Here is a 23,012-nt window from a genome sequence, read left to right as displayed (position 1 = left end):
TTGAAGGGGAGCACCGCCGTCGTCAGCGGCAGGCCGGCGAGGCCGCCCGCTCTGTGCGGTTCCGCCTACCAACGGTGGGCAACATCGACCACCAGCCGGGACATGTTGCCCGGGCCGTCCAGGGTGAAGACCCGGAACGGCAGCCGGGCGCGCACGCCCAAGCCGATGGTGGTGTAACCTTCGAAGCTTCCGCCCCAAGCGAGCTGGCGGAAGGTGGTGTAACCACGGATGTTGGCCAGTTCCTTCGGGTTGGCGGGCTGGTAGGTGGCGCGGCCACGGGAGTTGTAGGCCGGTGCCTTGACCACCACGGCCAGATCCGCGCCGCCGCGCAGCGGGATCACGCGGCCGGAGCCCTGCGCCCGCACCGTTCCGTAACGAACGGAGTAGCCGGCAACATCACCGCGGAGGTCGATGACCATGCGGTCGTAGCAGGTGTGCCGCCCGGTGCGGACATTGGTGATCGGGGCGGTGGTGCTCCCGGGCACGGATTTTGCCCCCGATCCCCAGGAAATCCCGCAGTAAGGGGCTGCCGCCGCAGGGCCCGGCGCCACCAATCCCAGCCCAAGGACCAACAGGATCACGGAAAGCCATGTGGGGAATTTCCTCATGGCACACCGCCTTTCATCGGTAAGAGATGCACTCAGGATAAAAGCGTTTTCCACCGCCGGACCCGGCCATTCTGAGATGACGCTGAAACCGTTACGGCGCACTGTTTCCGCCGGCGTTTCCTTGATCTTCCGGTGACCGGCCCGTTTGGCCCGCCCCCACCGGGAACCGGACCCTTACGCCGTTTCGTAATATTAATTACAAGGCTGTAATTAGCGCACGACGAGTGGCATACTTTCAGCGTTAGCCGGTTCCGGACCCCCATAATATCGGGCCGGCGAATCCCCCAAAGTGCCAGCCCCGCGTGAACACGCCGCGGGGCTGGCCGATTTAAACGACACATCGCCCGGGCGGAGGGGCTACGGCCGCCGACAGGGAAGCCTGGTCAGTCCGACCTGACGTCCATCACCACGGCCGACGTGATCCGGCGCAGGTCGTCGAAGCCGATCGAGAACATGGCACGATGATCACCGGCGCCGGCCCACAGCACGGGATGGCCGGCCAGGGACCGATCCAGCACGGTGCGGATCGGCTCGGGGTGTCCCACCGGCGCCACGCCGCCGATGGCTTGGCCGGTATGCGTGAGGACGAAGTCCGCATCCGCCCGCCGGATGCGGTCCATTCCCAGCGCGGCCGCCACCAGCTTGGTGTCCACCCGTGCGGCTCCGCTGGCCAGGATCAGCAGCGGGCTGCCGCCGGAATCAAACACCAGGCTGTTGGCGATGGCCGCCACATCGCAGTCCAGCACCCTGGCCGCGTCCGCGGCGGTGGGAACTTCGTCGTCTAACACCGTGACGGTATCCGCGACGCCGCGTTCCACCAAGGCGGTCCTGACGGCGGCTACTGGGTTATTCATGACCCGATCGTACCCACGGAGCCGGAGCCTCAGGCCACATCGAAGCCGCTGAGCCCGCCCGTCGCGGCCGCGTAGCTTGTTTCAACGGCCCTGACCCGGCCCGGCGTGCTGCCGGATTCGAGTGCGGCCACCAGTTGCTCCACCGCATCCCGCGGACCCTCGGCCACCACGCCGACGGTTCCGTCGGGTTGGTTCACCGCGGATCCGACCAGCCCCAACTGCTCGGCCTGGTCACGGGTCCAGTAGCGGAAGCCCACGCCCTGGACCCGTCCGCTCACGGTAGCGCTGAGGCGGACGTTCCGGCTTGTCCCGTGTTGTTCGTCCATGCGTCGCTCCTCACGGATGTGTGTCCAGCGTACGACGGCGGCGCCTCGCCTCAGGCGGTGCCGGAACCGTAGGGGCGGGTGATTGCCTCCAGAAAATGGCCGGACGGATCGGTGAAGTAGACGCCGCGGCCGCCGTCGTTGTGGTTGATTTGCCCGGGCCGGCTCCTCGCTGGGTCGGCCCAGTAGTCAATTCCAGCCGACTGGATGCGGGCGAAGATTCCGTCGAAGTCGTCTTCGCTGACCAGGAAGGCGTAGTGCTGGGGCTGGACGCTCCCGTCTGCGGCGGCGTAGTCCAGCGCCACGCCGCCCTCCAGCGCGACCGTCATGAAGTATCCGAACATCGGCTGCGGCGGACCGAGTCCAAAGATTTCCGCAAAGAATTCAGCCGACGCCTTCTTGTCCGCGGCATACACAATGGTGTGGTTGAACGCGACTGCCATGAGGCTCTCCGATGTGCGGCGCCGGACCTCCCGTGTCCCGTCCGGCGGTTCCGGCTCTATTCAACTCCGCGCCCCACTGTTGGACAAGCTCCTCCTCAAGCAGCCATGGCGCGTTAAAGCAGTAACGGACGATCCGGCACTTCGATGGGTGCCGGCGTCGTCCGCCCGTGGGATGGTGGTGCTGCTCTTTACGGCTGCTGGTCAGGCAAACGCCAGACCGTGCAGTCCTGGGTGCTGATGGCGCGCCGTGAACCGTCGGCGTCGCGGATCCAGACCAGGCCGACCCCCGGGGCGGTGCGGTCGACGCGACCACGGTACTGGACGGCGTTGTCCATGCGGGCCTCGACCGAATCGCCACGGCGCAGATGCCCGAGGTTGCGGATCCGGGTGGGAGTGGAACTGACCAGTGGGGACTGACCTGTGGTGGATAGTGTCATACATGACCTCCTGTGTAGCGGGCGGGAAAAGGGGTGCCGTAGTAGGCCGGACCAGCTGTGAGGCCGGCCTGCCGCGGCAACGTTCGGGGACTGCGGGTTAGGCAAAAAACCGGTTCATATCGGCCGGAGAAAGCGCTAGCAATGGGGGCGGGGGAGCAAGGCGGCAGGGCGCGGGAGAGAACTTCTCCGCTGATCTCCTGCTCCAAACATGCTGATCCCTCGATAATCCGTTCGCAGTTTCACCCAATAGAACGGGCCGTCAATCGGGTTTATTCCGCTGCAGGCAAAGATATTTCGTTTTACTGCTGCGCGCTCCGCGCCGCTTGCCCCCGACGGGGGCGGACTTGACATATACCCCCAGGGGGTATAATTTGGCGATACCGGAAACCGGCGTCCGACCGCTCTTCGTCGCTACGCCCTGAAGGTCCACACAAGCGCACGGCGCAAGGCCCTCCTGCAGGAATCCTTGGCCGATGTCGCGTCTCGAGTCTGTTCACGAGGAGATCAGCATGTGTGGCACATCGGCCCAAACCTCTCTGCCGTTGCTCAACGAGTCCGCAGGCCCGGCAGTCTACAGCCCAACTGGGTTCAGCATCCGAGCCCTCTAGCAGGCAGTAGCGGAAGCAGGATACGAGTTTGCCGGCGCGGTCTAAGCTGCCGGGCAGAGGAGACCCCACCATGAACCACGATCAGCAAAGCCACAGCCAAAGCCAAAGCAATTCGGCGTCCGGCCACAGCAGCCGCCACACACCGGTTTCGGAAGCCTCGCACCCCGACCATGGCACGCACGGGCAGGCAATGCCCGCCGGGCATGTCCATTCGGCTCTCGACGACGAGCACACGGTCCACCAGCACGGCCAGCATGCCGGGCACAGCACGGCGATGTTCAAGAACAAATTCTGGCTCAGCCTGGCCCTGTCGATTCCCGTAGTCTTCTTCAGCCCGATGTTTTCGCATCTGCTCGGCTACGAAATCCCGGATTTCCCGGGGTCGACGTTGATTCCTCCCGTTCTGGGCACCGTCATTTTCTTCTACGGCGGAACACCCTTCCTTAAGGGCGGCTGGACGGAGCTGCGCAGCAGGCAGCCCGGCATGATGCTGCTCATCGCGATGGCTATCTCGGTGGCGTTCGTCGCTTCGTGGGTTACCACGCTGGGCATCGGGAACTTCAACCTCGATTTCTGGTGGGAACTGGCCCTGCTGGTTGTCATCATGCTGCTGGGGCACTGGATCGAAATGCGGGCGCTCGGTTCGGCCCGCGGCGCGCTGGATGCGCTGGCAGAACTCCTCCCGGACGAAGCCGAACGCATCACCGAGGCGGGAACGGAAAAGGTCCGCATCTCGGACCTGGCGGTCGGTGACCTGGTGCTGGTCCGCTCCGGGGGACGCCTGCCGGCGGACGGCGAAATTGCCGAAGGCCGGGCAGAGCTGGACGAATCGATGATCACCGGCGAGTCCAAGACCGTACCGCGCGGCAGCGGGGAGAAGGTGGTGGCCGGGACCATCGCCTCCGACAGTTCCTTGCGGATCAAGGTGACGGCAGTCGGTGCGGATACTGCCCTCGCCGGCATCCAGCGGCTCGTGGCTGAAGCCCAGGCGTCGTCCTCGAAGGCCCAGGCGCTGGCCGACAAGGCGGCGGCCTTCCTGTTCTACTTCGCTCTTGGCGCCGGAATCATCACCTTCATCGCTTGGGTGTTCCTCGGCAGCCCCAGCGAAGCGGTGATCCGTACCGTGACCGTCTTGGTCATCGCGTGCCCGCACGCGCTGGGCCTGGCGATCCCGCTCGTCATCGCGATTTCCACCGAGCAGGCAGCCAAGGCCGGAGTGCTGATCAAGGACCGGATGGCGTTGGAACGCATGCGCACCATCGACGTGGTGCTGTTCGACAAGACCGGCACGCTGACGAAGGGCCAGCCCGCGCTCACTGGCGTCGCCACAACGGCCGATGGCGGAGAAGACCTGGTCCTCGCCCTCGCGGCCGCCGTGGAGGCGGACAGCGAACATCCGTCCGCACGTGCAATCGTCAAAGCAGCGCGGGACCGCGGCCTCAGCATCCCGGCGGCGACCGGATTCGCGTCCCTGACCGGCCGTGGTGTCACCGCCCGCGTCGACGGATCCCACACCGCCGTGGGTGGCCCCAACCTCCTCGCGTCCGAGGGCCTGGAAGTCCCGCGGGAGCTGGCCGAACGCACCCGTGCCTGGGTGGAACGAGGAGCCTCGGTGCTCCATGTTGTCAGTGACGGACGCGTCGTCGGTGCGGTCAGTTTGGAGGACGAAGTCCGCACCGAATCCCGCCAAGCCATCGCGGCCCTGCAGGACCGCGGTATCCGGGTCGCCATGATCACCGGCGATGCCCAGCAGGTGGCGGATGCGGTGGCGGCGGAGCTGGGGATCGACGAAGTCTTCGCCCAGGTACTTCCCCAGGACAAGGACAAGAAGGTCGGAGAGCTGAAGTCCCGCGGACTGAAGGTTGCCATGGTCGGAGACGGGGTCAATGATTCTCCGGCCCTGGCCAGAGCCGAGGTCGGTGTAGCGATTGGTGCCGGCACCGACGTTGCCGTGGAGTCGGCAGGAGTTGTCCTGGCCGGCAACGACCCGCGGGCCGTGATGTCCATGGTCGAGTTGTCCCGGGCCAGCTACCGCAAGATGATCCAGAACCTGGTCTGGGCCACCGGCTATAACGTCATCGCCGTCCCGCTCGCCGCCGGGGTGCTGGCCTTTGCCGGCGTTGCGATCTCTCCGGCGGTCGCGGCGATCCTGATGTCAGCGTCCACCATCGTCGTCGCACTCAATGCCCAGTTGCTGCGGCGCATCACGCTAAACCCAGCGGACATGCAATAGCCGCGAAACCAGCAGGCGGGCCGAACTCCGGCCCGCCTCTGGGCTCGCGGTGGCTCAGTCCCTGGGCGGCAGTTGCTGCAGCGACCAGGTGTTGCCGTCCGGATCGCTGAAATACACGAAGTGTCCCCAAGGCTGTTCGTCCACGTCACTGGCTTCGACACCGCGGCCGATGAGTTCCTGCCGGGCGGCCGCTGCGTCGGCCACCACCATCTGCAGGCCCCGCTGGGAGCCGGGCGTCATCTCCGTAATGCCGTCGCCGATCACAATGGAGCAAGCGGACCCAGGCGGTGTCAGCTGCACGAACCGCAACTCCGGATTCACCTGGTAATCGTGGTCCGCATTGAAGCCCACCTGCTCCACGTAGAATCTCTTGGCGCGGTCGACGTCGGTGACCGGCACGGCCACGAGTTCGAGTTTCATCTCCATGTCGGACACCTTAATGCCGGCGCCGCGCGGGGGATAGGGAAGGGGCCGCAGTGGCGGTCAGTGCCTGCCCGTTACCAGGCAGAGCTGGTACCCCTCGGACTTTTCGAACAGGCTGCGCGGGTGTGAGCCGTTGTTGGCGAGCCAGACGATGTCCGCATCGAGCGTTACCGCATCAATCCGTCCGGTCCGCAGCATCATTCCGTCCTTGTGGACTTCCACCATGGTGCCGGGAACCAAGTCCCAGTTTTCGAGCGGGGTATCAGGCATTGGTGCTCCTCAAGCTGGTCATCGGCCGTTGCATCTCTCTTCAACAATGCGGGCGGACCGTGGCGGCCACAAGAGGACCGGCCCGATGTTTACGACGAATTCACACAGGTCGTCGTGCTAGGCCGTGGCGCTCATTCGTGAAGTAGCTTCGTTCGGACAAGTGCTCCGGCGAGCTGTACAAACACACTGAACTGCGTTCGCCGGCTTTCCAATCAGCTTCCGTGGGGGAAAGTGCCCTGAAGCTGTAAGCGGAAGCCAGCTTCTCAGCGTGCCGTTCAAGGAAATCGGCGCACAACCCGACGGCACCGCGTGCAAGCGCCGGCTCTCCCGGAAAGGGCTGGTTCGCATGGGTGACGACGCCGAAGACCTCACTTTCGTGTGGCTCGCCGCAGGGCACGGGAAACAGGGCAGTCTGGGTGGGGCCGGAGGAATACTCCCAGTCGAAGAACACACAATCGCCGGGCAGGGCGGCGCTCAAAGTCGACGGCTTGGTTCCTGCCTTCCACTGTTCTGTCAGGAAGCTCTCAATGTAGGCGGCGTTGGCCGCGGAGTCCTCTTCGCTGAGGGCAACCTCCGGCTCAGCGGAGGAGTCCATCGAGGGACCGGACGGCAGAGGAGTGGCGAAGCGGCCGGACACCGGGGCAACGCCACTCGCAGAACCGGACGGTCCGCTGCCGGCGGTCGGCTTCGCCGTCGTGCTCTCCGTTCCAACAGGTGCAGCACTAGCGTCTGGTGCAGCAGGCCCCGAACATCCGGCGAGCAGCAACCCGCCCATCACCACGAAAGCGGCTGAAAGCTGGATCCGCATGGTCCCCCGATGTCAGCGCTGAGGCCGCATTCGAAGGCAGCCGGAACGTCAGCAGCCTAGCAGGGCAGTGCCGTTTGATCCGGGATGCCGACGCACTGCCGGCGCGATCACCCGGCGGTTGCAGCAGCGGCGTCGGCCGTCTTCTTCCGGTAGATGGCCAGGAAGGAGGAAATGCGGCGCACCGCTTCTTCGATGTCCTCCACCGACGGCAGGATCACGAAGCGGAAATGGTCCGGCGTGGGCCAATGGAAGGCGGAGCCGTGCGAGACCAGGATCTTCTGCTCCTCCAGCAGGTCCAGCACGAACTTTTCGTCGTCCTCGAAGGGATAGACAGCGGGATCGAGCCTGGGGAACAGGTACATGGCCCCGGCGGCGGGGACGCAGCTGACACCGGGAATCTGGTTGAGCAGCCGGCAGGCCAGATCGCGCTGTTCGCGCAGCCGTCCACCGGGCTTCACCAGGTCGGCGATGGACTGGTAGCCGCCCAAGGAGGTCTGGATAGCGTGCTGCGCCGGCACGTTCGAGCACAGCCGCAGCGAGGCCAGCAGCTCCAGCGATTCCCGGTACGCGGCGGTCTCGGCGCGGGGGCCGCTGATGGCCACCCAGCCGGCCCGGTAACCGGGCATCCGGTAGGCCTTGGACAGCCCGCTGAAGGTGAGCACCGGCAGGTCCGGGGCTACGGACGCGGTATGGATGTGGACGGCGTCCTCGTAGGTGATCTTTTCGTAGATTTCGTCGGAGAACAGCACCAGGTCGTGCTTGCGGGCCAGTGCCGCGAACTGCTCCAGCACGTGCCGTGGGTAGACGGCGCCGGTCGGGTTGTTGGGGTTGATCAGCACGATCGCGCGGGTCCGCTCGGTGATTTTGGCTTCGACGTCCGCCATGTCCGGCCACCAGTGGTTGTCTTCGTTGCACAGGTAGTGGACGGCCTTGCCGCCGGAGAGGGTCACGGATGCGGTCCACAGCGGGTAGTCGGGTGCGGGGATCAGCACTTCGTCGCCGTTCTCCAAGAACGCCTGCAGCGTCATGGAGATGAGTTCGGAGACCCCGTTGCCAATGAAGATGTCCTCCACACCGATCTGCATCAGGCCCTTGGTCTGGTAATACTGCGAGATCGCCGTGCGGGCGGAAAAGATGCCCTTGGAATCGCTGTAGCCCTGGGCCCCGCGCAGGTGGTGGATCATGTCCACCACAATCGACTCCGGCGCCTCCAGTCCGAACGGCGCCGGGTCCCCGAGGTTCATCCGCAGGATGCGGTGGCCCTCGGCTTCCATCTTCTTGGCCGCGTGCAAAATCGGGCCGCGGAGCTCGTATCGGACGTTCTGGAGTTTGCTGGAATGCTGCATCGGACGCATGCCCTATGTTTTCATATCCGGCACAGAGCGCTCATGTGGTGTTCAACACGGCTGGTGTTCAGCACAGCGCCGCGTGGGCGCCCCGACGGCGGCAGGTCTGGTGCCCGATGCCGTAAGGGCCTAGCGTGATGAACCTCAACGCGGAGCATCTACGGAGGAACGCCATGAGCCTGAAGCACATCAACCCGGCCGGCATGTTCCGCAGTCCGGCTTTTTCCCAGGGCGTGCTCGTCGACGGACCAGGACGACTGCTGGTTGTCGGCGGCCAGAATGGAGTCAATGCCGACGGCGAAATGGTCAGCGACGACCTCGCCGGCCAGACCAGGCAGGCAATGCGCAACGTGCTCGCAGTCCTCAAGGAGGCGGGCGCCACGCAGCAGGACGTCGCCAAGCTGAATATCTACCTGGCCGCCGGACAGGACCCGAACGAAGGGTTCGCCGCCGCGGCCGAGGTCTGGGGGCAGGTGCCGACGGCGATCACCGTCCTGCAGGTGGGCTCCGCCCGGCCCGGCGTGCTGGTGGAGATCGACGCCCTCGCGCAGGTCCCGGAGCAGTCCTGACGGGCGGGCTGCAGTCCTGATGCTCCGCTGCCCTGGCGTAGCTCTGTCCTGAGAGGCCGGCGGGAATAGCTGCTGCGGCGGCACGGTTGGGGCTCATCGTGAGTAAGCTCTTTGAACCCGCTACCCTGACCACCCCCGACGGTACCGGACTGCAGCTGCGCAACCGCACGGTACTGGCACCGATGTGCCAGTACTCGGTGAGCGCACGCGATGGAGTGCCCAACGACTGGCATCTGGTGCACCTCGGTGCCCGGGCCGCCGGCGGCTTCGGGCTCGTCGTCGCCGAGGCAACCGCCGTGGTGCCCGAGGGTCGGATCTCCGACCGGGACGCCGGACTGTGGAACGATGCGCAGCGCGACGCCTGGAAGCCCGTAGTGGACTTCGCCCACTCGCAGGGGGCGGCGATCGGTATCCAGCTGGCACACGCCGGCGCCAAGGCCTCAACCTACCCTTGGTTGCCCGCGCAGGCCGAGGGCTCCATCCCGATGGACGACGGCGGCTGGGAGACGGTGGGCCCCTCAACGACCGACATCTTCGGGTTGCAGCGGCCGCACGCCATGGACATCCCCGAGATCCAGGCGTCCGTCCAGGCCTGGGCGGACGCTGCCCGCCGAGCGGACGAGGCAGGGTTCGACGTTGTCCAGATCCATGGTGCCCACGGCTACCTCATCCACCAGTTCCTCTCGCCGCTGACAAACCACCGTGAAGACTCCTACGGGGGCAGCTATGAAAACCGCACACGGTATGCGCGCGAGGTGATCGAAGCGGTGCGGGCTGTCTGGCCGGACCACAAGCCGCTGGCGATCCGGCTCTCCGGAGACGACTGGGTGGAGGGCGGGTGGCGGCTGGCCGACACGGTTCGCTTTGTCCGCGAGGCGCGGGAGCTCGGCGTCACCGCGTTCGATCTCTCCAGCGCCGGCATCGGGGCCTACCACGGACCCTCCGGCCCAGGCTTCCAAGTGCCGCTCGCCGCCGCGGTGCGCGAGGCGCTGGAGGGCACGGATTCGTTCGTCACCGCCGTCGGGCTGCTGACGGACCCGGCGCAGGCGGAACATGTGGTGGTCACCGGGCAGGCCGACGGCGTGAGCGTTGGCCGCGCCGCGCTGAAGGACGCACACTGGCCGGCGAACGCGGCGAAGGTCCTGGGAGTCGCCCGCGACGGGAACCCACGCGCGGACCAGTACTGGCGCGCCGCCTGGTAGCCGGAGGCGCCACGACGGCGGGGTGCGCCGCCGTCGGTAGGCGCGCCCCCGTCGTCGTACTTTATTTGTTGGGGCGGACGCGGTGCTTGCTGACGATGGAGACCCGGTTGAACGCGTTCATCGCGACCGTGATCCAGCTGACTGCGGAGAACTCCTCGTCCGTGAGCTGTTCACGGGCGGCGGCGTACTCCCGTTCCTGGCTGTGGTGGGCCGGAAGTTCGGTCAGCGCCTCGGCCAGGGCCAGTGCCGCGCGTTCCTTGTCCGTGAACACTTCGGTGTCCCGCCATGACGGAAGGACGGACAGCCGCTGCGCCGTTTCGCCCTCGCCCAGCGCAAGCCGGGTGTGCATGTTCAGGCAGTAGGCGCAGCCGTTGATTTGCGAGATGCGCAGGTTGAGCAGCTCCACCAGCTTCCGGTCCAAGCCGGCCGCGTCGGCGGCCTCTCCGACCTTGAGTGCCAGACCGTTGAGGGCGCGGTACGCCGCCGGGGTCTGCTTGTCGATGTAGATGTTGGCGAGACGTTCGTCGGTGCTCACTCAAGCCTCCTGATACTGGGGTGAACTCCCATTCTGGCACCCTGCCCGCCGGGGCCCGAGAAGAGTAGCGTGTGCCCCATGGAATTCGAGAAGCCGTTTACGGAGCCCACCGGCCGCCGGATCCGGGTCCGGCTGGGCGGAGGCTTGGTGGCGGACAGCACCCGGGCCAGGCTGCTGGTCCAGTACGGGCGGGGCGAACTGCCCACCTACTACCTGCCGCGGGAGGACGTGGCGGCGGGAGCGCTCTCCAATCCGCGCGCCGGGTCGGGCGGACAGCAGGTCTGGGACGTGGCCCTCGGCAGCAAGCGGGCGGAAGCCGGCGCCTGGGAGCACCCTCATCCCACCGGAGGGCTGGCCGAACTGGCCGGGCACGTGACGTTCTCCTGGCGGCAACTGGAATGGTACGAAGAAGACGAACGGGCGCTGGTGCATGCGCGCGATCCCTACAAACGGGTGGATACGCTGCGCAGTTCGCGCCGGGTCCAGGTCTACCTTGAGGGTCAGAAGGTGGCCGACAGCATCCGGCCGCTGCTGCTCTTCGAAACCCACCTGCCCGTCCGCTACTACTTGCCGGCCGAAGACGTGCGGACTGACTTGCTGGAGGCCAGTGACACCGTCACCAGCTGCCCCTACAAGGGCCAGGCCCGGTACTGGTCCGTCCGGCTCGGCCAGAACATGGTCCGCGACGTGATGTGGAGCTATCCGGATCCGATCCCGGAAATCCCCAAGATCCGGGACCTTTTCTGCTTCTTTAACGAGCGCGTGGACCTGGTGGTCGACGGCATCCCGCAGGACCGGCCGGACACTCCCTGGTCCTGACTCGGCACTTGTTCTTCGGCGGCACCGGACCCGAGGTCCGGGGCGGCCCAGAAATGCCGGCCTCACCTGGGGCCTGCTTCTGCGGCTTATACCTTCTTCTCCGCGGAGAAGAAAAGACTTTTGAGCATTTTTCCCACCCTAAACCGTTGCACAATCAGCATGCTTATGTTTTCTTTGGGGAGAAGCAGTTCTGGTCCCGCACTTCCCTGAGTGAGAGTGGTCTGACGATGCATCGCGACGAGGATGACTTGCAGGTTTTGTTCCGCAGAGCGAGGCGCGCCAAGGGTTCCTTGCGGGCGGCATTGGAAGAGGAGCTGTTGCTGGGGCACCTAGGCATCGCCGAAGGAATTGCCCGCAACTATTCGGGTCCGGGCCGCGAGATCGACGACCTGCAGCAAGTGGCCCGGCTGGGACTGCTCAAGGCGGTCCGTGGCTTCGACCCAGACCATGGCGCCGACTTTGCTGCCTATGCCGTCCCCACCGTGCACGGCGAGCTGAAGCGGTATCTGCGGGACAGCTCGTGGATGGTCCGGCCGCCGCGCCGTCTTCAGGACCTGCGGACGGCCGCCATCAAGATGACGCCGGAACTTGCGCAGCGGCTGGGCCGTGAACCGCGACTCCAGGAATTGGCCGGTGCGCTCGCGGAAAGCCCGGACACGGTGGCCGAAGCGCTGAATTGCCACGGCAGCCTGCGGCCGGAATCGCTGGACGGAACCCCTGAAGGGCAGAGCCTTGCCGAGTCGCTGGCAGTGACGGACGGCGGGACCGAACGAACCGAGGAACTGCTGATGCTGCGGGGCGCTATCCGTGAGCTCCAACCCCGGGAACGGCAACTGCTCTTTTACCGCTACTTCCAGGAAGAATCGCAGCGTTGCATCGGCGAGCGCATCGGGATGACGCAGATGCAGGTGTCCCGGGCGCTGGCCCGGATCCTGGTCAAGCTTCAGCGCCGGGTGCTGGGAGAGCAGTCAGTGCCGGCCCGGCAGCCGATGCGGACGGCGTAGCCACCGGAAGCTGCGCAACCGCCGTCAGCACGTCGTCGGCGCTGACGGCCAGCAGTGCCGGGTCGGGGTCCACAGCAAACGTGTCGCCCAGCCGCACGCTCTCGTCAGTCAGGACGGTGTGGGGTCCCGGGGGCGGCCCCCACACGCCGACCGGCGCGGGACCGAAGATGACGACCGAGGGCCTGGCGTAAGCGGAGGCCAGATGGGCCGCGCCGGTATCGGCGGAAATGACGACGGCGGCCTCGGCGATCGCGGCCGCAAATTCCGCCAGGGACAAAGTGCCAGCGACGACGGATTCCGGCCCCAGCCCGGCCAGCTCCGCGACAGCCTGTGCCCGCGGCCGTTCGGCCGCGCTCCCCGTGAACAGGATCCGGTGCCCCCGGGCTGCCAGTTCGCGGGCGACGGCGGCGAACCGCTCGGCCGGCCAGAGCCGGCTGCCGTAGGCGGCACCGACGTGAAGGACTGCAGCTCCCGGGCAGGGGCTCGGCACCACCGGCTTGTTGAGCCGGTAGTCCAGCGGATCAGCCTCAATCCCGTGCCACTGCAGCAGACGGGCCCAGCGCTCGCGTTCGTGCATGCCCTCCGGCCAGGCAGGGCCGTTCCAGCCCGGCGCCCGGTGGCCGATGCGGAACGCGGGCCGGAGGGCTTCCAGCCTGCTGCGGCTCTCCGGGCCGTTGCCGTGCAGGTTCACGGCGATCTCCACGCGGCCGGGCGCCAGGGCCACCGGGACATCCAACCCGTGCGTGGGCAGCAGGTCGTCCACGGATCCGGTGAGTTCAAGGAGGGGCCGCAGCCATGCCTGGGCGGCGTAGAGAATCCGGTGCTCCGGGTACGCCGCGCGCAGTGCCCGCAGCGCAGGAACCGCCACCAGCAGATCGCCCAACTTCAGCGCCCGGAGCACCAGCAGCTCCGGCCGTCCGTCGCGTTCCAGTTCTTGGGGTTCCGCCACTACGCCCTTCCTTCCAAGCCGGCTGTGGCCCATCCTGCCAGATGCCCGCAGCATCCGCTTCCCGCCCCACCCTGCCGCCGGAGGGTAGGCGCATGGCAAAACCAGTAGCAGCAAAGTGTTTAGGTCGCGGCTTTGCTGGGAACAGTGCTGGTATGAGCGCAACCGCAGTCTCCCCGCCGCGCGCCATCCTGTTCGACCGGGACGGCACGCTGGTCACGGACGTGCCCTACAACCCGGACCCGGCGAAGGTCCGGCCGGTAGCCGGCGCCCGGGCCGCGCTGGAGGCGGTCCGGGCCGCCGGGCTGCCATGCGGAGTGCTGACCAATCAATCAGGCATCGGACGCGGGCTGCTGAACCGGGAGCAGGTCGACGCGGTCAATGCGCGGGTCGAAGAGCTGCTGGGTCCCTTCGACGTCTGGGAGATCTGCCCGCACCATCCCGACGACGGCTGCCGCTGCCGCAAACCGCAGCCCGGGATGATCCTGGCGGCTTGCCGCCGGCTGGGGCTGGATCCGTCCGAGGTGGCCTACATCGGGGACATCGGGGCCGACGTCGAGGCTGCCGCCGCGGCCGGCGCGAGCGGAATCCTGGTTCCGACGCCGGTGACCCGGCGCGAAGAGGTCGAGGCCGCCGAGCTGGTGGCAAGGAGTCTGGCCGAAGCCATCACCCTTGTGCTGGATGGCCGCCCGTGAGCCGCGTGCTGGTGGCGCGGCTGGACAGCGCCGGAGACGTGCTGCTGGCCGGCCCTGCCGTGCGGGCAGTGGCGGCCGGCCGCGGCGGCGGCCCGAACGACGTCATGATGCTGTGCGGGCCGCAGGGCAAAGCTGCCGCGGAACTGCTGCCCGGCGTCGCCGAGGTTTTCAGCTGGGCCAGCCCGTGGATCGTGGACCCTGCGCCGCCGGCAACCCAGGACCACGTTGCGGCGCTGGCGGACTGGGTACGGAAAACCCGAATCTCTGAGGCCATCATCCTGACCTCCTTCCACCAGTCGCCATTGCCGCTGGCTCTGCTGCTGCGGCTGGCCGGCGTCGGGCACATCACCGGGGCCTCAGTGGATTACGCCGGCTCGCTGTTGGACCGGCGGCTCCGACCGGGCGAAGACTTTCCGGAGGACCAGCCGGAGGCCGAGCGTGCGCTGAACATCGCTGCAGCCGCCGGCTACCGGCTGCCCGCCGGCGACGACGGCCGGCTGCAGGTACGTGACATTCCGGATACCTCGTTCCTGACCGGCGACGAGCCCTATATCGCGGTGCACCCCGGCGCGGCGGTTCCGGCCCGGGCCTGGCCGCCATTGCACCACACCGCCGCGGTCGAACTGCTGATCGGCGCCGGATACCGGGTGGTTGTCACCGGCGGGCCGCAGGAACAGGAACTGACGGCCACCGTGGCCGTGCCCGGTGCGCTGGATCTGGGCGGGCAGACCGACCTGCGGAGCCTGGCGGGGGTGCTCGCCGGAGCCTCCGCCGTCGTCACTGGGAACACCGGACCCGCGCATCTCGCTGCCGCCGTGGGCACCCCGGTGGTGTCCCTGTTCGCTCCGGTGGTGCCGGCGATCCGCTGGGCGCCCTACAAGGTTCCGCTGGAGCTGCTGGGTGACCAGCATGCGCCGTGCCGGTTCAGCCGTGCCCGCATCTGTCCGGTCCCCGGGCATCCCTGCCTGTCCAATGTGGCCCCGGAAGAAGTGCTGGAGGCCGTGCAGCGGCTGACCCGCGGCGTGACGTACCTGTCGGCCCGGAGAAAGACGAGGAACGCGTGAAGATTTTGCTCTGGCATGTCCACGGTGGCTGGACCGATGCTTTTGTGCGCGGACGCCACGAGTACCTTCTCCCTGCCACGGCCGAGGGCGGCGCGTGGGGTTTGGGACGCGCCGGCCGCGACTGGCCGCCGGCGGTGCGGGATGTGGAGCCGGGCCGGCTCCGCGACGAGGAACCCGACGTGGTGGTGCTGCAGCGGCCCGAGGAGATTGAGGAATGCGAGCGGTTGCTCGGCCGCCGGCCGGGACGGGACATTCCCGCGGTGTTCCTGGAGCACAACACGCCCAAGGGCGATGTGCCCAACTCGCTGCACCCGCTGGCCGACCAGCAGGACATGACGATCGTGCATGTCACCCACTTCAATCGGTTGTTCTGGGACTGCGGAACGGCGCGGACCACCGTGATCGAGCACGGCATCGTGGACCCCGGCAAGCTTTACACCGGAGAGCTGGAACGCCAGGGCGTGGTGGTCAACGAACCGGTACGCCGCTGGCGCGTCACCGGGACGGACCTGCTGCCGGCTTTCGCGCAGGCGGGGCCGCTGGAAGTGTTCGGCATGGGAACTGACCAGCTGGCCGCTGCCACCGAGCTGGGCGCCGACCAGCTGCGCATCCGCGGGGATCTGCCGAGCCACCGGCTGCACGCCGAGCTGGCCCGCTGCCGCCTCTACCTGCACCCGCTGCGCTGGACGTCGCTGGGCCTGGCGCTGCTGGAAGCCATGCATCTGGGCATGCCGGTAGTCGCGCTGGCCAGCACGGAGGCGGCCCGCGCGGTTCCGCCGGAAGCAGGGGCCATCTCCACGGACGTGGACCAGCTGCGCCGCCAAGCAGCCCGCCTGCTCAAGGACCCGGACGAGGCCGCCGCCCGCGGCGCCGTCGCGCGCGAGGCGGCGCTGCAGAACTACGGACTGCAGGCTTTCCTGGACAACTGGGACAGCCTGCTGGCCGAGACCACAACCAGCACCGGACGGGCCATGGCCGCCAACGAGAGGAGAGAGCCGTGAGGATATCGATGGTTTCCGAACACGCCAGCCCGCTGGCCGCGCTGGGTGGGGTGGACGCCGGCGGCCAAAACGTGCACGTGGCGGCCCTCTCCGCAGCGTTGGCCCGGCGCGGGCACAGCGTGAGCGTCTACACCCGCCGCCACGATCCGCTGCTGCCGGCCCGGGTGACCATGCGGCCCGGGGTGGAAGTGGTCCACCTCAACGCCGGCCCGCCGGAACCGGTCCCCAAGGACGAACTGCTGCCGTTCATGGGGCAGCTGGCCGACGGCATCAGCGCTGACTGGGCGGAGACCCCGCCGGACGTGGTGCACGCGCACTTCTGGATGTCCGGCGTGGCTGCGCTCGATGCCGCCCGCCGCCCGGGCGGCTGCCCGGTGCCGGTGCTGCAAACCTTCCATGCGCTCGGCACCGTGAAGCGGCGTCACCAGGGCGCACAGGACACCAGCCCGGCGCAACGGGCCTGGCTGGAACCTTCCGTGGGCCGCGATGTGGACCGGATCATCGCCACCTGCTCGGACGAGGTGTTCGAGTTGGCGGCCATGGGCATCCCGCGCGGCAATGTGTCCATCGCCCCCTGCGGCGTGGATCTAGGACTTTTCACCGCCGACGGCGAGGCCGAACCGCGCGGCCGCACCCACCGGATTGTCACGCTCGGCCGGCTGGTGCCGCGCAAGGGCATCGATCTGGCGGTCCGGGCCCTGCGGCTGCTCAAGGACCAGGGCATCGACGACGTCGAACTGCTGGTGGTCGGCGGGGCTGCCGGGGCGGCGGGGCTGGCGGCCGATCCGGAAGCCCAGCGGCTGCGCGGCCTGGCCCGGGAACTCGGCGTGGAAGACCAACTAGTGCTGCGCGGCCAACTGGCGCAGGCGCACATCCCGCCGGTCCTGCGCAGCGCCGACGTGGTCATCTGCGCGCCGTGGTACGAACCGTTCGGAATTGTCCCGTTGGAGGCAATGGCCTGCGGCGTTCCGGTGGTCGCGGCCTCGGTCGGCGGCCTGATCGACACCGTGGTGGACCGGAAGACCGGTCTGCACGTGCCGCCGCGCGATCCACAGGCGGTGGCGGACGCCGTGGCCGAACTGCTGGCCAATCCGCAACTGCGCCGCGAGCTTGGCAAAGCCGGGCAACAACGCGTCGCCACCCGCTACTCCTGGGACCGGGTGGCGGCCGACACCGAGAAGGCCTACCACTTGGCGATCAGCCGGGGGGCGGGTGCAGTCGCCGCCGGAGCCCGGCAACTGGAAGGAGAGGCACTGTGAAACGCGCAGTTTCGGGCGGCAGCCCCACAGCCGCCAGCACCGGCGCGCTGACCGCTGCCGCGCCCATCGCCGCGGCCACGCCCTCGGCCCGGACCGACGCCTACCTGCGGCCGCCGGGCCCCGCACTCGTCCCGGTGCCGTCGGCTCCCGGTCGGCACGCCGGAACCGAGGCGGTGGACGCCGTGCTGGCACACCTGAAGGCAGTTGAGCCCGCGGTGGAATCGCTGCGAGCCCAGGCCGGCCAGCTGGCGGGCTGGGGGACCGAGCTGGCCCGGCGCTTGTTGGACGGCGGGCGGCTGCTGGCGGCCGGCAACGGCGGTTCCGCCGCGGAAGCCCAACACCTCACCGCGGAACTGGTGGGCCGTTTCGACGGCGAACGGCAGGCCTTTTCCGCCATCTCACTGCACGCGGACACCTCGGCCGTCACGGCGATTTCCAACGACTATGGCTACGACCATCTCTTCGCCCGGCAGGTGCTGGGCCACGGGCGGGCCGGCGATGTGCTGCTCCTGCTGACCACCAGCGGCAAGAGCGAGAACCTGCTGCGCGCGGCCGAGGCGGCCCGCGGCATCGGCGTCACCAGTTGGGCGCTGACCGGCAGCGCCCCGAATCCGCTGACCAGGCTCTGCGACGACTACGTGGCCGTGGACGCGCTACCCGCCAATGTGCAGGAGGGCCACCTGATGGCGCTGCACGCCCTGTGCCGGGCATTCGACGCCGAGGTGGCGCGGCACGGCAACGCCGGCGCGGGAGCGCAACGCGGGCCGCACAGCGGGGCGGCCCGGTCATGAGGATTGTGGTGGTGGGGGACGTCCTGCTTGATGCGGATGTGGAAGGGGCAGCGACCAGGCTGAGTCCGGACGGACCGGTGCCGGTGGTGGACGCTGCCGAAACGACCTACCGTGCCGGGGGAGCGGGGCTGGTTGCCCGGATGCTGGTCCGTGACGGCCGGGACGTCGTCCTGGTTACGGCATTGTCCGACGACGATGCCTCCTCGCGGCTGCGCGAGGCCCTAAACGGCATCCGCCTGGTCGCCGGCCCGTCCGGGGCGCCGACGCCGGTGAAGACCCGCATCCGCGCCGGCGGCCAGTCGGTGGTCCGGGTGGACGAAGGCTGCGCACCCGCCCCGTTGCCTGTCCCTACACCGGACATGCTGGAGGCGCTCGGGACCGCCGACGCCATCATCGTGGCGGACTACGGCCGCGGTCTGGCGGCTGCACCCGCACTGCGCGATGCGCTCGCGCCGCTGGTGCACCGGATCCCGGTGGTCTGGGATCCGCACCCGGCCGGCCCGGATCCGGTCGAGGGCGTGGTTGCGGCGACGCCGAACCTGCCGGAGGCGCTGCGGATGGCCGGACTGGCGAAGGGCGGAACCGGCGAAGCGGCGCTCGCCGCCGCCGAACTCCGCTTACGCTGGAACAGCCGCGCCGTCGTCGTCACACTGGGCGCGGAAGGAGCGATGGTGCAGAAGGAGGGGGAACTGCCGCAGGCAATTCCCGCCCCCGCGATGGGCGCGGCCGATACCTGCGGGGCGGGCGACCGGTTCGCCGCCTCGCTGGCGGTGGGGCTGGCCTCCGGGCGCCCGCTGACCGCCTCGGTGGAGGACGCGGTAGGGCAGGCTGCGGCCTTCCTCGCGGCCGGCGGCGTGGCCTCACTCCGCCGCGACGCGGCGCCGGTCCAGCTGCGCGGGGCCGGGGTGGACGCCATGCGCGTTGCCGCCCAGACGCGCGACGCCGGCGGCACGGTGGTTGCCACCGGCGGCTGCTTCGATCTGCTGCACGCGGGCCACGCCAGGACCTTGGCTGCCGCCCGGAAGCTGGGCGACTGCCTGATCGTCTGCCTCAACTCGGACGATTCCGTCCGCGGCCTGAAGGGCGAGGAGCGTCCCATCATGAACCAGGAGGACCGCGCCGAGCTGCTGCTGGCCCTGGAGTGCGTGGATGCCGTGCTGGTGTTCGAGGAATCCACGCCGGAAACGGCACTGGAACGGTTGCGTCCGGACATCTGGGTCAAGGGCGGCGACTACACCGCCGACCAGCTGCCCGAAGCCCGGCTGCTGCAGTCGTGGGGCGGGCAGACCGTCACCGTGCCCTACTACCCGGCCCGTTCCACCACCGGCCTGGCCGCCGCTTTGGCCAAGGTCGGCTGAGGCCGGACCATCACCCGTCCCGTGGAGAGAAGAACGGACGCAAGAGCCCTGGTGATCCCGTTTTCTCTCCACCCGATAGCCCGGCGGGAATCCGCCATCCCTGAACCCGAGGAGAAAAACATGAGCAGTGCAGCAACCAACCCCGGCCGTGTCCTGGTCACCGGTGGAGGATCCGGACTCGGAGCCGCCGTCGTGGAAGCGGTCCGGGCGGCCGGCGGCACCCCGGTGGTGCTGGACCGCGACGTGAGCCGGGTCGGCCAGGCCAAGAGCGTGGAGGTCGACGTCGCCGACCGCACCGCCGTCGAGGCAGCCGTGCAGGAGGCCGCCGACACGCTCGGCGGGCTGGACGCCGTGGTGACCGCTGCCGGCATTGACCGCTGCGGACGGCTGGAGGATGTTCCGGCCGAGGAATGGGAGAAGGTCATTGGGGTCAACCTGATGGGCACGGTCTCGGTGGTGCGGGCGGCCCTGCCGTACCTGATGTCCTCGCACGGGCGGGTGATCACGGTGGCCTCGTCGCTGGGGATCAAGGCCGTCTCCGACGCCACCGCCTACTGCGCCTCCAAGTTCGGCGTGGTTGGTTTCAGCCGCGCGCTGGCGGCCGAGACCCGCGGCCAGGTCGGAGTCACCACCATGATCCCGGCCGGCATGAAGACCAGGTTCTTCGACGACCGCACCGAGCAGTACAAGCCGCAGGACGACTCCCGGCTCAACGACCCGGAACGCGTGGCCGATGCCATCATCTTTGCGCTCTCACAGCCGAAGGGCTGCGAAGTGCGCGAGATGGTTATTTGCCACGAAGAAGAAGACTCGTGGCCCTAAGCTGACGGAGATCCGCGTAGACATTCTCTGCGCGGATCTCCCGCGTCAGGGAGAATTCGTGCGGGCAACGGTCGGCCGTCCAGCCCACCTGGGTCAGGTCCGCCGCGCAGACCGGGCAACGCGTCATCCAAGACATGTGGACCCGGTGCATGGTCCGGCCCAGCGCCCCGGCCATGATCAGGTTGCCCACCCAGTAAATGCCCACCGTCGGGGTGCCGACGGCCTGGGCCAGATGCCGCGGCCCGCTGTCGTTGCCCAGCATCACGTCGCTGGCCCGCAGCACCGCGGACAGCTCATCCAAACCCAGGCGGCCGGCCACGGAGCTGATGCTGCCCCCATTGCCGGATTCCGCTCTCTCGCGGCCGTGTTCCACCACCTCGTCGGCGAGCGCAGCGTCGGACGGGTCGCCCACCACCAGGACCTGGCACCCGTCGTCGGCCGCCCACGCCGCCACCCGGCCAAAGTACGACGCCGGCCACCGCCGCCGCTGGTCGGTGGCACCCGGGTGGATGGTCACCAGCGAGGGCCGTCCGTCGTCGAGCAGCCCGGCCAGCAAAGCTTCCTCATCGGCCAGCGGCTCCAGCTCCGGCTGGAGCGAGGCCGGGGCCGCGCCGGCCAGGCCCACCACCTCCAGCGCACGCAACACCTCGTGCTGGTAATAGAGGTACGGGATGGACCGCTCAAGCGCCGCGGCGTCTTCGGTCCGGGTACCCACCGTGTGCCGTGCGCCCAGTTCCAGCAGAAACGGATTCGAAAACCGCCCGCCGCCGTGCAACTGCACCGCCAGATCGAACTGCTCGCCGCGCATCCGCTGCTGGAACTCCGCCACAGCCTGCGGGTCCTCCGGCCCCGGTCGGACGCCGTGCGCGAACGGCAACGCCTCCACCCGGTGCACCGGGCCGGCCCTGCCACGGAACAAAGCTGCATGGGCCTCCGTGCCCAGCAGGGTCAGGGTCGCCTCCGGATAGGCGGCAGCTAACGATTCCATCGCAGGAACCGAAAACAGCACGTCGCCCAGGCCGCCGCCGCGGAGCACCGCAATCTTCCGTACGTTCTCGAAGGGTTGCAGCACCGGGCCGATTCCGAGGCCGTGTCTGGCCTCAGTACTCAACCGCTGGTCGCCGAAAGCGGCGCCGCCTGTGGGGGAATCTGTCATCTCCACCTCCTGGATCTATGCCCGCGGCAGCCGGTGAAGTCCGGCTGCGGGGATTCATCTCTGCGGTAGTCCCGGGACTTCCTGTCTTCCCACAGCCCCTTCAGCCCTGCCCGCCCCCTCGTGCACTTCACCCTAAAGCGCTTATGGGCCACTGGCCAGAGCCCGCAACCGTCTTGAAGGCGTCCATCGGCCCGGCCGGAACCCTGATTTGCCCCGAGAAAACCGAAGACGCGCCGCAGGAATCCGGCTTTGGCTAAACCGTCTGAAAGCGCCCGGCGAGGGGTAGGAAACCAGTACCACGCGATGCGGCAGGCGTTGCCGTCGGCGGGGAATGCCCGCGGCGGGCAGCGCACCGGCGTTGCGTGAACGTGGACCTAGACCAGAGACCAACGGGCCGGACTTGGCCCAGCGTTGGACGGGAGGAGCGATATGACCACCGATTCAGATACTGCCCGGGACCTCGCCTCGCTGGAGGTGTACGACCCCAGGGACGGCAGCCTGGTGGGAGCGCTGGAGGAAACTACTCCCGACGAGGTGCGTGCCGCCGTCGCAGCCGCCCGGTCAGCTCAACCCGGCTGGGCCGGCACTGACGCTGCGGCTCGCGGCGAAATGCTGGAAGCCGCCGCCGCAGCACTGCAGGAGCGCGCCGGTGAGCTGGCCGAGCTGAACGCCCGCGAAACCGGGCGGCCCGAACATGAAGCACTGGAAGGCGTGCTAGCCGGCGCCGGCACCTTGCGGCAGTACGCGCAGCTAGGCCCGGTGCACCGCGGCCGCAGCCTGCGCGGAGGTCAGCTGGCCATCGACTACACCGTCAACGAAGCGCGCGGCGTGGCGGCGGTGCTGACACCATGGAACGATCCGGTGGCGGTGGCGGCCGGACTGCTGGGGGCGGCGCTGGCGGCGGGAAACACCGTGCTGCACAAACCGAGCGAACGCTGCCCGCATCTGGGCGCGCTGCTGGGCCGGATCTTCTCCGACGTGCTGCCGCACCAGGTCATGACCACCCTGAACGGCGGACCGGCAGTGGGTGCCGGTCTGGCCAGCCACCCGGGCGTTGACGTCATCGCGCACGTTGGTTCCAGCCTCACCGGTGCCAGGATTGCCCGGGCGGCGGCGCGTACCGGCGCCCATGTCATCCGGGAGAACGGCGGAAACGACCCGCTGATCGTGGACATCGGCGTCGACCCGGCATGGGCGGCCGAGCAGGCGGCCATCGGCGCGTTCACCAACAGCGGCCAGATCTGCACTTCCGTGGAACGCATCTATGTGCACCGGGCCGTCGCCGGCCCCTTCAATGATGCGCTCGTAGCCGAGGCCCGCAAGCGCAATGCTGGAGGCACAATGGCCCCGCTGGTGGACCGCAGGCTCCGGGACAGCGTCCACGCGCAGGTGGCCGAGGCGCTTTCGCTTGGTGCGGCTGCGGCGGAAGGCGGTGCGG

General features: G+C 68.4%; 25 protein-coding genes. 13 read left to right on the top strand and 12 right to left on the bottom strand.

The window, feature by feature from the left end:
• Positions 1 to 65: 65 nt before the first annotated feature.
• The 5 genes from AC5RWT_RS16410 to AC5RWT_RS16390 all read right to left on the bottom strand — a co-directional run bounded on the left by AC5RWT_RS16410 (position 66) and on the right by AC5RWT_RS16390 (position 2,665).
• Positions 66 to 608 (bottom strand): AMIN-like domain-containing (lipo)protein, encoded by a 543-nt coding sequence (locus AC5RWT_RS16410; protein ID WP_494081067.1) that lies wholly within the window; start codon positions 606 to 608, stop codon positions 66 to 68.
• Between the two features lie 383 nt (positions 609 to 991).
• Entirely contained in the window at positions 992 to 1,462 is a 471-nt protein-coding gene (locus AC5RWT_RS16405; RefSeq protein ID WP_494081066.1) for a YbaK/EbsC family protein, read from the bottom strand.
• A 29-nt stretch (positions 1,463 to 1,491) separates the two neighbouring features.
• Positions 1,492 to 1,788, bottom strand: coding sequence for an acylphosphatase (locus tag AC5RWT_RS16400; RefSeq protein WP_494081065.1), 297 nt, complete (start codon positions 1,786 to 1,788; stop codon positions 1,492 to 1,494).
• A 50-nt stretch (positions 1,789 to 1,838) separates the two neighbouring features.
• The gene (locus AC5RWT_RS16395) at positions 1,839 to 2,228 is read right to left on the bottom strand and encodes a VOC family protein (RefSeq protein ID WP_494042868.1); all 390 of its coding nucleotides are present in this window, start codon (positions 2,226 to 2,228) and stop codon (positions 1,839 to 1,841) included.
• A gap of 188 nt (positions 2,229 to 2,416) precedes the next feature.
• Positions 2,417 to 2,665 carry a hypothetical protein gene (locus AC5RWT_RS16390; RefSeq protein ID WP_494081064.1) on the bottom strand — a complete coding sequence of 83 codons (249 nt, stop codon included), beginning with the start codon at positions 2,663 to 2,665 and terminating at the stop codon, positions 2,417 to 2,419.
• Between the two features lie 678 nt (positions 2,666 to 3,343).
• On the opposite strand from AC5RWT_RS16390, the gene AC5RWT_RS16385 reads away from it, so the two are divergent.
• On the top strand, positions 3,344 to 5,506 hold the full coding sequence (locus tag AC5RWT_RS16385) for a copper-translocating P-type ATPase (protein WP_494081063.1): 2,163 nt from the start codon (positions 3,344 to 3,346) through the stop codon (positions 5,504 to 5,506).
• A 54-nt stretch (positions 5,507 to 5,560) separates the two neighbouring features.
• Here the strand turns inward: AC5RWT_RS16385 and AC5RWT_RS16380 are convergent, their stop codons facing one another.
• The 4 genes from AC5RWT_RS16380 to AC5RWT_RS16365 form a co-directional block, all read right to left on the bottom strand.
• Positions 5,561 to 5,932, bottom strand: a complete 372-nt coding sequence (locus tag AC5RWT_RS16380; protein WP_494081062.1) for a glyoxalase superfamily protein — start codon at positions 5,930 to 5,932, stop codon at positions 5,561 to 5,563.
• Positions 5,933 to 5,989: 57 nt separating this feature from the next.
• Positions 5,990 to 6,199, bottom strand: coding sequence for a hypothetical protein (locus AC5RWT_RS16375; protein WP_494081061.1), 210 nt, complete (start codon positions 6,197 to 6,199; stop codon positions 5,990 to 5,992).
• Between the two features lie 100 nt (positions 6,200 to 6,299).
• Positions 6,300 to 6,794, bottom strand: coding sequence for a septum formation family protein (locus tag AC5RWT_RS16370; protein WP_494081060.1), 495 nt, complete (start codon positions 6,792 to 6,794; stop codon positions 6,300 to 6,302).
• A gap of 320 nt (positions 6,795 to 7,114) precedes the next feature.
• On the bottom strand, positions 7,115 to 8,362 hold the full coding sequence (locus AC5RWT_RS16365; protein ID WP_494081059.1) for a pyridoxal phosphate-dependent aminotransferase: 1,248 nt from the start codon (positions 8,360 to 8,362) through the stop codon (positions 7,115 to 7,117).
• Between the two features lie 164 nt (positions 8,363 to 8,526).
• Here AC5RWT_RS16365 and AC5RWT_RS16360 point away from each other — a divergent pair, with 164 nt between their 5' ends.
• Entirely contained in the window at positions 8,527 to 8,922 is a 396-nt protein-coding gene (locus AC5RWT_RS16360) for a RidA family protein (protein WP_494081058.1), read from the top strand.
• Positions 8,923 to 9,020: 98 nt separating this feature from the next.
• A complete protein-coding gene (locus AC5RWT_RS16355) occupies positions 9,021 to 10,124 on the top strand; it encodes an NADH:flavin oxidoreductase/NADH oxidase (RefSeq protein ID WP_494081057.1) in 1,104 nt (367 codons plus the stop codon).
• A gap of 61 nt (positions 10,125 to 10,185) precedes the next feature.
• Here the strand turns inward: AC5RWT_RS16355 and AC5RWT_RS16350 are convergent, their stop codons facing one another.
• Positions 10,186 to 10,659 (bottom strand): carboxymuconolactone decarboxylase family protein, encoded by a 474-nt coding sequence (locus tag AC5RWT_RS16350; RefSeq protein WP_494081056.1) that lies wholly within the window; start codon positions 10,657 to 10,659, stop codon positions 10,186 to 10,188.
• A 78-nt stretch (positions 10,660 to 10,737) separates the two neighbouring features.
• Here AC5RWT_RS16350 and AC5RWT_RS16345 point away from each other — a divergent pair, with 78 nt between their 5' ends.
• Positions 10,738 to 11,478: a DUF427 domain-containing protein gene (locus AC5RWT_RS16345; RefSeq protein ID WP_494042859.1), complete on the top strand. Its 741-nt coding sequence runs from the start codon at positions 10,738 to 10,740 to the stop codon at positions 11,476 to 11,478.
• Positions 11,479 to 11,726: 248 nt separating this feature from the next.
• Positions 11,727 to 12,482, top strand: coding sequence for a sigma-70 family RNA polymerase sigma factor (locus AC5RWT_RS16340; protein WP_494081055.1), 756 nt, complete (start codon positions 11,727 to 11,729; stop codon positions 12,480 to 12,482).
• Here AC5RWT_RS16340 and AC5RWT_RS16335 read toward each other — a convergent pair.
• Positions 12,415 to 13,464: a glycosyltransferase family 9 protein gene (locus AC5RWT_RS16335; protein WP_494081090.1), complete on the bottom strand. Its 1,050-nt coding sequence runs from the start codon at positions 13,462 to 13,464 to the stop codon at positions 12,415 to 12,417. The two genes, AC5RWT_RS16340 and AC5RWT_RS16335, sit on opposite strands and share 68 nt — an antisense overlap.
• A 119-nt stretch (positions 13,465 to 13,583) precedes the next feature.
• On the opposite strand from AC5RWT_RS16335, the gene AC5RWT_RS16330 reads away from it, so the two are divergent.
• From AC5RWT_RS16330 to AC5RWT_RS16300, 7 genes are all read left to right on the top strand, one after another.
• Positions 13,584 to 14,123 (top strand): D-glycero-alpha-D-manno-heptose-1,7-bisphosphate 7-phosphatase, encoded by a 540-nt coding sequence (locus tag AC5RWT_RS16330; protein WP_494081054.1) that lies wholly within the window; start codon positions 13,584 to 13,586, stop codon positions 14,121 to 14,123.
• Positions 14,120 to 15,187 carry a glycosyltransferase family 9 protein gene (locus AC5RWT_RS16325; protein WP_494081053.1) on the top strand — a complete coding sequence of 356 codons (1,068 nt, stop codon included), beginning with the start codon at positions 14,120 to 14,122 and terminating at the stop codon, positions 15,185 to 15,187. The genes AC5RWT_RS16330 and AC5RWT_RS16325 overlap by 4 nt, the downstream gene beginning before the upstream one ends.
• Positions 15,184 to 16,188, top strand: a complete 1,005-nt coding sequence (locus tag AC5RWT_RS16320; protein ID WP_494081052.1) for a glycosyltransferase family 4 protein — start codon at positions 15,184 to 15,186, stop codon at positions 16,186 to 16,188. Before AC5RWT_RS16325 ends, AC5RWT_RS16320 begins: the two co-directional genes overlap by 4 nt.
• Positions 16,185 to 17,447 (top strand): glycosyltransferase, encoded by a 1,263-nt coding sequence (locus tag AC5RWT_RS16315; RefSeq protein WP_494081051.1) that lies wholly within the window; start codon positions 16,185 to 16,187, stop codon positions 17,445 to 17,447. Before AC5RWT_RS16320 ends, AC5RWT_RS16315 begins: the two co-directional genes overlap by 4 nt.
• A 134-nt stretch (positions 17,448 to 17,581) precedes the next feature.
• The gene (locus AC5RWT_RS16310) at positions 17,582 to 18,238 is read left to right on the top strand and encodes a D-sedoheptulose-7-phosphate isomerase (protein ID WP_494081089.1); all 657 of its coding nucleotides are present in this window, start codon (positions 17,582 to 17,584) and stop codon (positions 18,236 to 18,238) included.
• Positions 18,235 to 19,596, top strand: coding sequence for a PfkB family carbohydrate kinase (locus tag AC5RWT_RS16305; RefSeq protein ID WP_494081050.1), 1,362 nt, complete (start codon positions 18,235 to 18,237; stop codon positions 19,594 to 19,596). The genes AC5RWT_RS16310 and AC5RWT_RS16305 overlap by 4 nt, the downstream gene beginning before the upstream one ends.
• Positions 19,597 to 19,716: 120 nt before the next feature.
• A complete protein-coding gene (locus AC5RWT_RS16300; protein WP_494081049.1) occupies positions 19,717 to 20,418 on the top strand; it encodes an SDR family oxidoreductase in 702 nt (233 codons plus the stop codon).
• On the opposite strand, the gene AC5RWT_RS16295 is transcribed toward AC5RWT_RS16300, so the two are convergent.
• Positions 20,384 to 21,574: a glycosyltransferase family 9 protein gene (locus AC5RWT_RS16295; RefSeq protein ID WP_494081048.1), complete on the bottom strand. Its 1,191-nt coding sequence runs from the start codon at positions 21,572 to 21,574 to the stop codon at positions 20,384 to 20,386. The two genes, AC5RWT_RS16300 and AC5RWT_RS16295, sit on opposite strands and share 35 nt — an antisense overlap.
• A gap of 429 nt (positions 21,575 to 22,003) precedes the next feature.
• On the opposite strand from AC5RWT_RS16295, the gene AC5RWT_RS16290 reads away from it, so the two are divergent.
• The coding region (locus AC5RWT_RS16290; protein ID WP_494081047.1) for an aldehyde dehydrogenase family protein at positions 22,004 to 23,012 on the top strand (1,009 nt) is incomplete at its 3' end.

It is taken from the genome of Arthrobacter sp. Dra40 (genome assembly GCF_059091905.1).
This window is presented reverse-complemented; position numbering and strand designations above follow the sequence as displayed.

Excerpts from the sequence above, each read along its gene's own strand:
- AC5RWT_RS16375 (WP_494081061.1), bottom strand. The coding sequence starts at position 6,199 with ATGCCTGATACCCCGCTCGAAAACTGGGACTTGGTTCCCGGCACCATG.
- AC5RWT_RS16380 (WP_494081062.1), bottom strand. The coding sequence starts at position 5,932 with ATGGAGATGAAACTCGAACTCGTGGCCGTGCCGGTCACCGACGTCGAC.
- AC5RWT_RS16410 (WP_494081067.1), bottom strand. The coding sequence starts at position 608 with ATGAGGAAATTCCCCACATGGCTTTCCGTGATCCTGTTGGTCCTTGGG.
- AC5RWT_RS16300 (WP_494081049.1), top strand. The coding sequence starts at position 19,717 with ATGAGCAGTGCAGCAACCAACCCCGGCCGTGTCCTGGTCACCGGTGGA.
- AC5RWT_RS16370 (WP_494081060.1), bottom strand. The coding sequence starts at position 6,794 with ATGGACTCCTCCGCTGAGCCGGAGGTTGCCCTCAGCGAAGAGGACTCC.
- AC5RWT_RS16365 (WP_494081059.1), bottom strand. The coding sequence starts at position 8,362 with ATGCGTCCGATGCAGCATTCCAGCAAACTCCAGAACGTCCGATACGAG.
- AC5RWT_RS16335 (WP_494081090.1), bottom strand. The coding sequence starts at position 13,464 with ATGGGCCACAGCCGGCTTGGAAGGAAGGGCGTAGTGGCGGAACCCCAA.
- AC5RWT_RS16400 (WP_494081065.1), bottom strand. The coding sequence starts at position 1,788 with ATGGACGAACAACACGGGACAAGCCGGAACGTCCGCCTCAGCGCTACC.
- AC5RWT_RS16390 (WP_494081064.1), bottom strand. The coding sequence starts at position 2,665 with ATGACACTATCCACCACAGGTCAGTCCCCACTGGTCAGTTCCACTCCC.
- AC5RWT_RS16395 (WP_494042868.1), bottom strand. The coding sequence starts at position 2,228 with ATGGCAGTCGCGTTCAACCACACCATTGTGTATGCCGCGGACAAGAAG.
- AC5RWT_RS16385 (WP_494081063.1), top strand. The coding sequence starts at position 3,344 with ATGAACCACGATCAGCAAAGCCACAGCCAAAGCCAAAGCAATTCGGCG.
- AC5RWT_RS16295 (WP_494081048.1), bottom strand. The coding sequence starts at position 21,574 with ATGACAGATTCCCCCACAGGCGGCGCCGCTTTCGGCGACCAGCGGTTG.
- AC5RWT_RS16305 (WP_494081050.1), top strand. The coding sequence starts at position 18,235 with ATGAGGATTGTGGTGGTGGGGGACGTCCTGCTTGATGCGGATGTGGAA.
- AC5RWT_RS16330 (WP_494081054.1), top strand. The coding sequence starts at position 13,584 with ATGAGCGCAACCGCAGTCTCCCCGCCGCGCGCCATCCTGTTCGACCGG.
- AC5RWT_RS16405 (WP_494081066.1), bottom strand. The coding sequence starts at position 1,462 with ATGAATAACCCAGTAGCCGCCGTCAGGACCGCCTTGGTGGAACGCGGC.
- AC5RWT_RS16345 (WP_494042859.1), top strand. The coding sequence starts at position 10,738 with ATGGAATTCGAGAAGCCGTTTACGGAGCCCACCGGCCGCCGGATCCGG.
- AC5RWT_RS16360 (WP_494081058.1), top strand. The coding sequence starts at position 8,527 with ATGAGCCTGAAGCACATCAACCCGGCCGGCATGTTCCGCAGTCCGGCT.